General features: G+C 52.1%; 10 protein-coding genes. All 10 read right to left on the bottom strand.

Annotated elements, in window-relative coordinates:
- Positions 1-31 precede the first annotated feature (31 nt).
- Positions 32-1,435: a S41 family peptidase gene (locus ON063_RS07830; protein ID WP_274664761.1), complete on the bottom strand. Its 1,404-nt coding sequence runs from the start codon at positions 1,433-1,435 to the stop codon at positions 32-34.
- Between the two features lie 101 nt (positions 1,436-1,536).
- Entirely contained in the window at positions 1,537-2,877 is a 1,341-nt protein-coding gene (locus ON063_RS07825; RefSeq protein ID WP_274664760.1) for a murein hydrolase activator EnvC family protein, read from the bottom strand.
- Positions 2,878-2,900: 23 nt separating this feature from the next.
- Complete coding sequence (gene ftsX / locus ON063_RS07820) at positions 2,901-3,803, bottom strand: permease-like cell division protein FtsX (RefSeq protein WP_074033669.1); 903 nt, start codon at positions 3,801-3,803, stop codon at positions 2,901-2,903.
- Positions 3,793-4,479 carry a cell division ATP-binding protein FtsE gene (gene ftsE / locus ON063_RS07815; protein WP_274664759.1) on the bottom strand — a complete coding sequence of 229 codons (687 nt, stop codon included), beginning with the start codon at positions 4,477-4,479 and terminating at the stop codon, positions 3,793-3,795. Before ftsE ends, ftsX begins: the two co-directional genes overlap by 11 nt.
- A gap of 354 nt (positions 4,480-4,833) precedes the next feature.
- Entirely contained in the window at positions 4,834-6,441 is a 1,608-nt protein-coding gene (locus ON063_RS07810) for a BCCT family transporter (RefSeq protein WP_214874645.1), read from the bottom strand.
- A gap of 113 nt (positions 6,442-6,554) precedes the next feature.
- The gene (gene cccB / locus ON063_RS07805; protein ID WP_012726941.1) at positions 6,555-6,890 is read right to left on the bottom strand and encodes a cytochrome c551; all 336 of its coding nucleotides are present in this window, start codon (positions 6,888-6,890) and stop codon (positions 6,555-6,557) included.
- Between the two features lie 108 nt (positions 6,891-6,998).
- Complete coding sequence (locus ON063_RS07800; RefSeq protein ID WP_214693594.1) at positions 6,999-7,856, bottom strand: YitT family protein; 858 nt, start codon at positions 7,854-7,856, stop codon at positions 6,999-7,001.
- A gap of 61 nt (positions 7,857-7,917) precedes the next feature.
- Positions 7,918-9,018: a peptide chain release factor 2 gene (prfB, locus tag ON063_RS07795; protein WP_214693596.1), complete on the bottom strand. Its 1,101-nt coding sequence runs from the start codon at positions 9,016-9,018 to the stop codon at positions 7,918-7,920.
- A 55-nt stretch (positions 9,019-9,073) separates the two neighbouring features.
- Positions 9,074-11,596 carry a preprotein translocase subunit SecA gene (gene secA, locus ON063_RS07790; protein WP_274664758.1) on the bottom strand — a complete coding sequence of 841 codons (2,523 nt, stop codon included), beginning with the start codon at positions 11,594-11,596 and terminating at the stop codon, positions 9,074-9,076.
- Positions 11,597-11,735: 139 nt separating this feature from the next.
- Positions 11,736-12,299, bottom strand: coding sequence for a ribosome hibernation-promoting factor, HPF/YfiA family (gene hpf / locus ON063_RS07785; protein ID WP_214687196.1), 564 nt, complete (start codon positions 12,297-12,299; stop codon positions 11,736-11,738).
- Positions 12,300-12,512 lie beyond the last annotated feature (213 nt).

The raw sequence follows: 12,512 nt of genomic DNA, 5'->3' as shown, positions 1-12,512 counted from the left end.
CACGCGGTCCAATCCTTTCTTTCATTCAACGTTATTTTGCGGCTTCTTCGAGCGCCCGGTTCAATTGGGCATCGTTCGCCTCATCTTGAATCGCCTCGAGCAATTTCGATTCGAGCGCCGAAGCGGTCTCTTCATCGACTGTCCCAGAAGCCTCGAGACCATTGTCTGTCTGGAATGCTTTCACGGCGTCTGCCATCGTGTCACCATAGTATCCTGGTTGACCGCCTGGCTCATAACCGATTCCCGTCAAGATTTTATGCAAGTTCGAGACGGCATCGCCGTAATCGCCGACTTGCAGTGACTCTTCTTCTGTCAACACACGGGTCACATTGAAGAAGTCCGGTTGTTTCACTTCGATGTCCGGCTCAATCCCTTTTTTATTGATCCAGTTCCCGTCCGGCGTGAGCCATTTGCTCGTCGTCAACTTCAAGTTGCTGCCGTCCTCCAAATCGAATGCCGTCTGGACGACGCCCTTCCCGAACGTTTTCGTCCCGATGATCGTCGCGCCTGCCCCTTCTTTCATCGCACCCGTCAAAATCTCGGATGCCGAGGCTGAGCCCTCATCCGTCAAGACGAATAACTCATACGGCTTCGCTTCACGGGCGCGACCATTCTGTGCATCACGGTCCCCGTCCGCATTTTCGATTTGAACGACCGGTTTTGATGTCGGTACGAATCCTTCCGACATCTCGATGACAGCTGGCAAGAGACCACCTGGGTTCCCACGTACGTCGATGATCAAGCTGTCGATCTCTTCTGACTCGAGTTGTTCGAGTTGTTCAAGAAACTCATCGGCCGTCGGTTCTGAGAACTGCGTCACTTGCAGATAGCCGATTTTTTTGCCGTCTTGCTCCTTCACTTCTGAGAATACTGTCTCAATCGGAATCGTGTCACGCGTGATCTCATAGTCCGCCGTCTGACTGCCACGGCGAATCGTCAACGTGACGGTCGTCCCTTTTTCTCCACGGATGAGCTGGACGGCTTCCTGGACGTCCATCCCTTCGATCGACTCCCCGTCGACCGCCGTGATGATATCACCAGGACGAAGGCCCGCCTCTTCGGCTGGAGCGCCTTTGATTGGAGCGACGATTAAGATGTCTTCTCCTTTCTTCTCCAAAGTCGCGCCGATTCCTTCAAAACTCGATTCAATCGAGTCGGTAAATTGCGATGTTTCTTCCGCATCCAAGAAATCCGAATACGGGTCATTGAGTGCTGCCGTCATACCATCGAGCGCACCTGTCAATAAATCCTCTTCCGAGATGTCTTGTAACGAATGTTCCTCAATTAAATCACGCACTTGGTCGACTTTATCCCAGCCTTCCGCATTCGTCTGAATCGGAAGTGATGTGTCTGTAAACGCCATCGTCGCAAGGCCTGCACCGGCCCCAGCCACGAACGTTGTGCCAGCGAGTAGTCCTGCGGTTGAATTTTTCACGGGTTGGTCCCTCATTTCTCTTTGTAAGTCTTTTCATTAGTATAGCAAAAACGAGAGGAAAAGCGGACGCGTTCCACATATTTGGGACGCGTCCGCTTTAGTCAGTATCCAATATACGGGGCTGGGTCAGTCGCATTCGGTTGTCCCGGTGCCCATTTTCCTCGATGTAGCTCAAAATGGAGATGCGGTCCAGTCGACCAGCCGGTGTTGCCGAGCGTCCCGACCGTCTGCCCTGCTGCGACTTGTTGACCGGCACCGACCGTGATCGCGTTTAGATGGGCGTAGACGGTCGTCCAAATCTCTCCGTTCATGACGTGGGAGACGAAGACGACGTTCCCATATCCGGTCGCCGGCGCCGCCTTGATGACGACACCCGGTGCACTCGCGACAATCGGTGTCCCTTGGGCATTGACGAGGTCAATCCCCTTATGAATCTCAGGGACACCTGTCAACGGATTGTTCCGTGGACCGAACGGGCTCGAGACGTAACCGGAAACGGGGCGGACGAATCCAGTCGAAGTGGACACGTTCGTCGGTGTTTCAGCAGGCTGTGCTGGCGGTGGCGTCACTTCAGGTGCCGCGACTTCCGTCTCCGCTTCCCGCGCCTCGGCTTCGGCGCGTGCCCGTTCTTCAGCTGCGCGTGCCTCGGCTTCTCGCTTCGCACGTTCTGCCGCTTCAGCGGCTTCTCGTTCAGCTGTCGCGATTGCCTCAAGCTGTTCACTGATGATGCGGTTCTGTTCGGCCATGACGGCTTGTTCTTCGCTGCGCGTCATTTTTTCGAGTTCGAGCTGCTCGACTTGTTCGTTCAGTTCGACCAACAAGTCACGTTTCTTCTCGGCCGTCCGGTCAAGATCTTGTTTCGTGATGACGAGCTCACGCTCTTTTTGTTTGATGAAGGAGAGCTGAGTACGTTGTGTCGTCTCTAACGATTCGAGACGTTCCATCTCACTCATATAATTATGTATGAGCTCCCGATCCTGCTCAGCGATTGTGCGGGCCGTCATGACCCGGGTCACGAAATCGCCGAAGGAACGGGACTCAAAAATGACTTGTAAATAAGAAGAATCTTCATGTACTTGTAAGACGCGAAGGCGCTCGTTTAACAGTTCCTTCTGTCTTTCCAAGTATTCTTCCTGAACGGAAAGTTGTTGGCGGGTCGCCTCAAGCTCTTCACGAGCCGTATCGACCTCGTGCTGTTGAATCGCGATTTGTTCACTCAAATCATTCAAGCGGTCATCGACGACGAGAATTTCCGTCTGCACGGCATCCCGTTCTGCCTCGGTGACCTCGAGCTCGGCATCCGTCTCGGCCTGCGCTTTTTTCGACTCCTCCAATTCATTGGATAGTCGGTCTTGTCGAGCTTTTAACGTGTCTTTCTCTGTCGCCATGACCGGCATGGCAAGTAATGATACACACAACCCTAGCGCAAGCGAACGTTTCATCCGCCAACTCCTCCTTATTTAAGTTAGATTTTCAAGAAGCGACCGAGCGATGTCGTCGATCCCCAGATTCCGATGAACGCACCGAGTGCAAGTAAGACGAGCGATACTTGTACCGTGAGCGTCGATGGATCAATCAACTTAAATATATCACTATTCAATTGATCAAGCGATGGTTGTAAAGCACTATATGCGACGTCATATCCGAAATAAATGACGAGAATCGGGACGAGAGCACCAAGCATACCGAGAAGCAGTCCTTCGATAAAGAACGGCCAGCGGATGAAGCTGTTCTTCGCTCCGACGAGTCGCATGATTTCAATCTCACGACGACGTGAGAAGATGGTCATCTTGATCGTGTTCGAGATCAAGAACATCGCCATCAATGTCAGTCCGACAATCAACGCGAGTCCACCGATGCGAATCCCGTTGAAGAAGGCAAACATTTTGTCGATGTAGTCTTTTCCGTACTTCACATCGTCGACATTTTCAAGTGAACTGACCGACTTGGCCACTTCCTCTAGTTCTGTCGGGTCTTGCGCTTTGACGATATAACGGGCGTGGAGCGGGTTGTCTTTCTCAACCGTTCCGTATGCCGCCGCATCGTCCCCGAGTTGAGTCTGGAACTTCTGCAATTCATCCTCTTTCGAGCTGAACGTGACCGTCGAGACGCCCGGCACTTGTTCAATGTTCTGTCCGAGTTTCTCTACCGAGTTCTCATCCGCTGTCCGGGTGATGAACACTTGAATCTCGACATCGTTCTCGACGTTGTCCGAGATCTCATTGACGTTGAACATGACGAGTGCGAAGACACCGACAAGCAACAAGGTGATTGTCACGGCACTGATCGCCGCGAACGACATCCATCCATTACGAAGTGTTCCTTTGAACCCCTCACGCAAATGGCGCAATCCAGTCTTAAACATCATAGCCATATGCTCCTTTCTCTTCATCGCGAACTACTTTCCCATTCTCAATCGCGATGACGCGGTGACGAATCTTATCAACGATGTCACGGTTGTGCGTCGCCATGACGATTGTCGCTCCGCGGCGGTGAATTTCTTCAAACACTTCCATAATGCCCCATGCCGTTTCCGGGTCCAAGTTTCCTGTCGGCTCATCGGCGATGATGAGTTTTGGTTTGTTCACGATCGCCCGTGCGATTGAGACACGTTGTTGCTCTCCACCTGAGAGTTCATCTGGATAGTTGCGTGCCTTGTTTTTCAATCCGACAAGGTTCAACACATCCATGACTTGTTTACGAATCGACGTCGCGTCTGCCCCGACGACTTCTAATGCGAACGCAACGTTCTCATAGACAGTGAGTGTCGGGAGCAACTTGAAGTCTTGGAAGATGACGCCGAGTTGGCGGCGCAGCTTCGGCACGTGCCGGTCCTTAATTTTTCCGACATCTAGTCCGTCAATTAACAATTGACCGCCTGTCGGTTTCTCCTCACGATAAATCATCTTCATGAAGGTCGACTTTCCGGCACCGGAAGGCCCGACCACATAAAGGAACTCGCCGTCGCGAATCTCTAGATCGAGGTCATCCATGGCTACGACGCCGTTTGGATATACTTTACTGACTTTTTGCATCGAGATCATAACGTATTCCCTACCCTTTTTTTAATATTTGTATGCATCTATGACGAAGTTGAATCAATTGTTTTAGTTACTGTATATTTCGCCTAGAGTCTTTTTTACAGGAAACGACTCCCGCTGTCAAGGTGTCGTTTTTTCATATTCGCCTGGTCAAAAATTCATCTAGGGCATAGTTGAAGCGACTACAATTATATCAATCCAACTTTTAAAAGACCATTACAGGATTGTTTCAGTTCGATTGAGTTCAGTGGGAAAATGTCGCGAAGAACCTCGCTTTCTCTATATGTAAGAAAAAGTTGAAACCGCACTTCAAAAAGGGTGCTCCCGTAGGAACACCCTTCACGATATCGTCAATAATTAGTCATGTGGTTTTTCTTTCAATGCGTCAAACGGAGACTTTTTCCGTTTCCGATATTTGATATGGATCGTCGACGATTCATAATCATCGGAGGCTCGGATATCCCGACTCGACACTCGAACGAACGACCAGGCCAGGAGGAACATGATAAAGATCAGCGGGAACCCACCGACGATACTCGCTGTCTGTAGCGTATCAAGTCCGCCGAGGAACATGAGCGTGAGTGGCATGATTGCGAGTGCGAACGCCCAGAAGAGACGGTTCCAGACGATCGGCTCGTCCTCGACATGTTTCTGTGTGACCGATGCCAAAATGTAAGACGATGAATCGAACGTCGTCGCCAAGAAGATGATGGCGAGAAGCGTGAAGACGCCCACGACAACCTTACCGAACGGCAACTGGCTGATGATGGCGATGATGGTCGGAGCTGGTCCGTTCGCCGCCATATAGCCGACGACATCGAACGTGCCGCTCAAGTGGAGGTACAGCCCGTAGTTCCCGAGAATCCCGAAGAACAGGATACATCCGAGCGTCCCGTACACCATCGTCCCGAAGATCATATTTCGAATCGTCCGGCCACGCGAGATGCGGGCGACGAACAGTCCGACGAACGGTGCGTACACGAGCCACCATGCCCAATAGAATACGGTCCACGATTCCGGAAACCCCGTTGTCGTGAATCCGCCGAAGTCACCGAACGGTTCCATCCACGTCGCCATACGGAAGAAGTTGTCCATGACAATCCCGACTCCGTTGAATGTCGTCTCCAAAATGAAACGTGTCGGTCCAAAGATGAACACAAACGTCAAAATCCCGAGCGCGAGCCAGATGTTCAAGTCACTTAGTACTTTGATTCCGCCCTTCAGCCCGATATACGAACTGACGGCAAAGATGACGGTACAAATCAACATGATGACGGCTTGCATGCCGAGCGTGACAGGAATCCCAGTCAGTTCGTTGACCCCTTCGGCAATCATTGGCGTCCCGAGCGCGAGCGTCGTCCCGGCACCGCCTAATAACCCAAAAATAAATAAGATATCAATCAATTTGCCGAGTGGTCCGTCCGCCCATTTACCAATCACGGGACGTACCGCTTCACTGACTTTCAGTACTGACTTTTTACGGACATAGAAGAAATAGGCGATCGGCAATGCCGGTAACGTATAGATTGCCCAGGCAATCGGACCCCAGTGGAACATGCCGTATGCCGTCGACCATTGGATGGCTTCAGGTGACTCGGGTGTCAATCCGAACGGTGGTCCTTCATAATAGTAGACCCATTCAATGACCGACCAATAAAGGATACTCGACCCGATGCCGGCAGCAAACAACATCGCCGCCCAGGAGAACGTACTAAATTCGGGTTCTTCATCTTCACGACCTAACTTGATGTGGCCATTCTTACTAAAGGCAATAAAGATCAAAAATCCGAATGCACCTAAGCCCATCGCTAAGTACAATACTCCGAAGTTAGAGGTCATGTATTCGTTCGCCGCCCCGACCCAGGCCTTACCGGTCTCCGGGAAGAAGATGAGCGGTAACGTCACCCCTAACAGTAATACAAACGAGCCGATAAAAGTCGGCCAGTCAATCAGTTTCGTCTTCAATTGTCATCACTCCATTTCCATAACGTCTACTACAACCCTAACAATAATTCCCTAAGCAATAACACCCCAAACAAAAAAGCACGAGGTAAATGTCCACCTCATGCTTCCGTGTCTTATTTTTTCTCAGCGAGCCAAGCGGCAACTGCCGTGATCTCTTCATCGTCTTCGAGGACGTTCGCAGGCATCGCGCCTTGACCGTTACGAATGACGTTTTCAATCTCTTCTGCCGACAGACGAGCACCGACTTGCTCGAGTGACGGACCACTCATTCCTTCAAGGTTTGCACCGTGACATGCCGCACAGTTTTGTGCGTATACCGCTTCCGCGTCAACCGATGCCGTGTTCGAGCCCGAATCCCCGTTGCTCGACGTATCCTCTTCTTCGCCGCCGCCACATGCGCCGAGTGTCAGCATGGCGCCGAGGCCGATGGCCATCATCCATTTTTTCATAACCACGTTCCCCTCCTAAGTTGTAGAAATGACCTACATTTACCATTATAGCCGTTCACGTACACTTTCTAACCTAATCTCACGAAAAGTACACAAAGATTCCACAACTTACGGGACGTTGATGTAGCGTTTATCCGACGTGAACCCTTGTCCGAGCACCTCGTGCGCCTCGCTGAAGACGAGGAACGCCTCCGGGTCGATCCGACGGATGATCTCTTTCAGACGGCTCACCTCGCTCTGACGGACGACGATCATGAGCATCGGACGGTCGAGACGAGAATACGCCCCGATCGCCTGAATCTCCGTCGCGCCACGGTCGAGCTCCTCAAAGACGGCCCTGACGATGAAGTCCCGCTTCTCTGAGATGACATACGCCATCTTGTCCTGTGTGAACCCGAGCTGGACGAAGTCGATCATCTTGACCGTGATGAATAACGCAATAAGTGCATAGAGCCCGGTCGAGAACGAGAACGTGACAGCAGCGGTCAAGACGACCATACCGTCGAGGATGGCGATACAAAGATAGAGCGGGATGTGCGTGAACTTATGTAAGATCTGTGCGATCAAGTCCATTCCGCCTGTCGAGGCACGTCCTCGGAAGATGAGCCCGAGTCCGACACCGACGCCGACTCCACCGAAGATGGCGGCGAGTAACGTATCGTTCACGGCAGCTCCCGCATCGATCGCCTCATAAAAGAGGATGACACCCGGTAAAAAGATGGAGCCGACGAGCGACTTCACGCCGAAGCCGAGACCGAGGATGGCCCATCCGATGATAAGTAGCAACACGTTCGCCACGAGCTGGAACGCCCCCGGCGAGATGCCGAACAGTTCATACGTGATGACCGAGATCCCGCTCACCCCGCCCGACGCAAGGTTATTCGGCAACAGGAACAAGCTGAAGGCCGAGGCGACGAACACCGAGCCCGTCAACAAATATAGATAGTCTTTGACGATTTGCTTCATTAAAGAAATTCTCCTTTACAGACAACGTGGCCCAAAGACAGGAGTCTTTGAGCCACATGCATCACATATTTGTTTTACGAAGGTAAGCATCGATGAACGGCATGACGTCGCCATCCATGACACCACTTGTGTTTCCGACCTCGTGGTTCGTACGGTGGTCTTTGACCATCGAATACGGGTGGAAGACGTATGAACGGATTTGGCTACCCCAACCGATGTCCGTTTTTTCCCCACGGATCTCGTCGAGCTTACGTTGTTGCTCGTCGAGTTCGCGTTGGTACAATTTCGCTTTCAACATCTTCATCGCCGACTCACGGTTCTTGATCTGTGAACGTTCTGTCTGACAAGAGACGACAACGCCTGTCGGCACGTGCGTGATCCGGACGGCAGAGTCTGTCGTGTTGATGTGCTGTCCGCCGGCACCTGACGCGCGATACGTGTCGATGCGGAGGTCTTCTGTCCGTACTTCGATTTCGATGTCGTCATCGAATTCTGGCATGACGTCACATGACACGAACGACGTGTGACGACGGCCTGACGAGTCGAACGGCGAAATGCGGACCAAACGGTGAATCCCTTTCTCCGCCTTCAAGTAGCCGTACGCGTTGTGCCCGACGATGCGGAGCGTGACCGACTTGACGCCCGCTTCTTCACCAGGAAGGTAGTCGACCGTCTCGACTTTCCAGCCTTGCTTGTCTGCGAAGCGCTGATACATCCGAAGAAGCATCGATGCCCAGTCCTGTGACTCGGTACCGCCCGCACCCGGGTGTAATTCCAAAATCGCGTTGTTCGCATCGTACGGTCCGTTCAAGAGGATCTCGAGCTCGAAATCATCGAACTCTTTCTTGAGCGATTGAATCGTCTCCGCGAGCTCTTCTTGCATCTCGGCATCCGGCTCTTCTTTGATGAGTTCGAGCGTCACTTCGCCGTCCTCATGTTGTGTCGCGAGGTCTTGATACTTGTCGACCATCGCCTTGAGGCCGTTCGACTCGTCGATGACTTTTTGTGCCTTCTCTTGGTTGTCCCAAAAGTCAGGGTACGTCATCTCGTTCTCGAGCTCGGCGATGCGCGCTTCCTTCTCCGTTAAGTTGAGCGAAGCTCTGTAGTTCTCGAGGCGCTTCGCCATCGCCTCAAGTTCGTTCCGAATATCTGAAATTTCCATAGTGTTGATTCACCTTTCCGTAGGAAAGAGGCGAGCGGACCCGCCTCTTCAATAATTAAGCCTGTTGTCTACCGTGACAGTTCTTGAACTTCTTACCAGACCCACACCAGCACGGATCGTTCCGGCCGATGCTGTCTTCTTTCGAACGACGGACCGGTTTCTTCTTGACCGGTGCGTCTTCCTTGCCTGAGACGGCGACTTCTTCTTCGACGACTTTCTCGCGTCGGAGGTTGTCCCCGACTTCGGCACGGAGCACGAAGCCTGTCACTTCTTCTGAGATGGCTGCGTTCATCGCATCGAACATGTTGATCCCTTCCGCCTGATACTCGCGGAGCGGGTCGTTCTGTCCGTATGCACGGAGATGAATCCCTTGACGCAACTGATCCATGTGGTCGATGTGAGACATCCAGTGCGAGTCGACGGCACGGAGCACGATGATCTTCTCGAACTCGTTGAAGCGCTCAGGCGGTGCGAGTTGACGTTTCGCCTCGTATTGCTCGTTCACGCGCTCCATGAGGAGTTCGATGATCTCTTCACGCTCTTTGCCGAAGAAGTCTTTGCCTTCGACCGTACGCTCGAGCGCGAGCGTCTGGTTCGCCCAGTGCGCGAGCTCGTCGATGTTCCACTCTTCTGGCACGAGTTCGATCGGCGTATATTGACCGACACCGAGTTCGACCGTCTGTGCCATCATCGAACGGACGATATCTGTGACCGACTCGTTCTCGAGGATGCTCGAGCGGTCTTTATACATGACTTTCCGTTGGTCGGCCATGACGTTATCGTAACCGAGAAGCTGTTTACGCGCATCGTAGTTGTTTCCTTCGACGCGTTTTTGAGCCGATTCGACGGCTTTCGAGACCATGCGGCTCTCGATTGGTTGCGTATCGTCCATCCCGAGACGCTCCATCATGTTCTGGAGGCTGTCCGTTCCGAAGCGACGCATGAGCTCATCTTCGAGTGACAAGTAGAACTGGGATTTACCCGGGTCCCCTTGACGACCTGAACGACCACGGAGCTGGTTATCGATCCGGCGTGACTCGTGACGCTCTGTCCCGATGATATAGAGACCACCGAGGTCGATGACACCTTCGCCAAGCTTGATGTCGGTACCACGACCGGCCATGTTCGTCGCGATCGTGACCGAGCCTTTTTGACCGGCGTTCTCGATGATTTCCGCCTCACGCGCGTGGTTCTTCGCGTTCAAGACATCGTGACGAATCTTCTTCTTCGTCAAGAGCTTGCTCAAGTATTCAGACGTTTCGACGGCAACCGTACCGACGAGGATCGGTTGACCAGTCGCATGGACCGTCGCAATCTCCTCGACGACGGCTTTGAACTTCCCTTCCATCGACTTGAAGATGAGGTCTGAGCGGTCCTCACGAAGAATCGGTTTGTTCGTCGGAATCGTCACGACTTGCATGTTGTAGATGTTACGGAACTCTTCTTCCTCTGTCTTCGCCGTACCGGTCATCCCGGCAAGCTTCTCGTACATACGGAAGTAGTTCTGATACGTGATCGTCGCGAGCGTCATCGATTCACGCTGAATCTCGACGCCTTCTTTCGCCTCGATGGCCTGGTGAAGACCTTCCGAGTAGCGACGTCCGTCCATGACACGACCGGTGAACTGGTCGATGATCATGACTTGTCCGTCACGCACCATATAGTCGATGTCGTGATGCATGACCGCGTTCGCACGAAGGGCGAGCCCGACGTGGTGGTTGACCGCGACGTGCTCGATGGCGAACAAGTTGTCGATGCCGAAGAACTTCTCGGCGAGGTCGACCCCTTGGTCCGTCAAGAGGACCGATTTCGTCTTCACGTCGACCGTGTAATCGTCTTCCTCTTTTAACGTACGGACGAATGCATCTGCACGCGTGTAGAGTTCCGTCGATTTTTGGGCCGATCCTGAGATGATGAGCGGGGTACGCGCCTCATCGATGAGGATTGAGTCGACTTCATCGACAATCGTATAGTAGAGCTCGCGTTGCACACGGTCTTCCTTATAAAGAACCATGTTGTCACGGAGGTAGTCGAATCCGAGCTCGTTGTTCGTCGAGTACGTGATATCACAATTGTAGGCCGCCTGTTTCTCGACACGGTCCATGTTCGACACGTTGAGGCCGACCGAGAGACCGAGTGCGAAATAGAGCGGCTCCATGAGTTCTTTATCTCGCTTCGCCAAGTATTCGTTGACCGTTACGACGTGTACGCCACGGCCCGTGAGCGCGTTCAAGTAGACCGGAAGTGTCGCAACGAGCGTCTTCCCTTCACCGGTTTTCATCTCGGCGATGTCACCGTTGTGGAGCACGTAACCCCCAATGAGCTGGACACGATAGTGACGCATGCCGAGCACACGCTCTGATGCCTCACGACAGACCGCGAACGCCTCTGGCAAGATATCGTCGAGCGTCTCGCCTTTCTCTAGGCGTGCACGGAACTCTTCCGTTTTCGCTTGAAGCTGTTCGTCTGACAATGCTTTGATTGGTTCGGCGAACGACTCGATCAAGTCGGCCGCTTTCTCTGCTTTTTTCAATACTCGTTTCTGTGGAGCAAATAACTCTTTCAAAAAGTTCGCCATACTCATATCTCCTCTGCACTCACTAAAAAATGCATGTTTTTTCCCTAATGTACAGTTTAACCGAAGTGGTGCCACCTTTCAAGGAAAGGCAAAACGAAACGACCCTCCGAAGCCGGAGGGTCGTGTAAGGTCAAGTATATTATTCTGGTTCGATCAAGCCATACTTCCCATCTTTACGACGGTAGACGACGTTCGTGTTGCCCGTTTCCGCGTCAGAGAAGACGAAGAAGCTGTGACCGAGCATGTCCATTTGAAGAATCGCCTCTTCCGTGTCCATCGGTTTCAATGTGAAGCGTTTCGTCCGTACGAGTTCGAGTTCTGCCTCGTCCTCATCGTAGACGGCCGGTGCATCATCAGGTCCTTCGAGGGACTTGAAGTACTCGCCGACGCCACCTTCTTTCCCGCGTCCTTTACGGTTGAGTTTCGTTTTGTGTTTACGGATTTGACGTTCCAATTTATCGACGACGAGGTCGATTGCCGCGTACATGTCGAGGTTGATGTCCTCGGCACGGAGCAACAAGTTCGGCATCGGAATCGTCACTTCCACTTTTTGTTTCTCGTTATACACTTTTAAGTTGACGTAAGCCGTCTGTGCATCCGTAGGAGTTGTGAAATACCGAGTCAACTTCTCCAGCTTTTTCTCGACATAGTCTTTGATTGCTGGTGTGACCTCAATGTTTTCGCCGCGAATGTTATAAATCATCTGAACTCCTCCTTAAAATAACCGCTTGAACCAATGATTCGTCGAACGAGACGGAATCTCCTGCTTCATTTCTAAAAGAAAGTGGAACCAGGTGGTTCATTAATATTATACCCCGAAATCGCTATGTTTGAAAACGTTATCATCAGAAAATAATGACAATTTTATTCCGAATTCAACATTTCCTACAACGAGCGAAAGGTATAGAAAGAAAAT

Origin of the sequence: Exiguobacterium sp. B2(2022) (assembly GCF_028823655.1) — a bacterium.
Classification (GTDB): domain Bacteria; phylum Bacillota; class Bacilli; order Exiguobacteriales; family Exiguobacteriaceae; genus Exiguobacterium; species Exiguobacterium aestuarii_A.
This window is presented reverse-complemented; position numbering and strand designations above follow the sequence as displayed.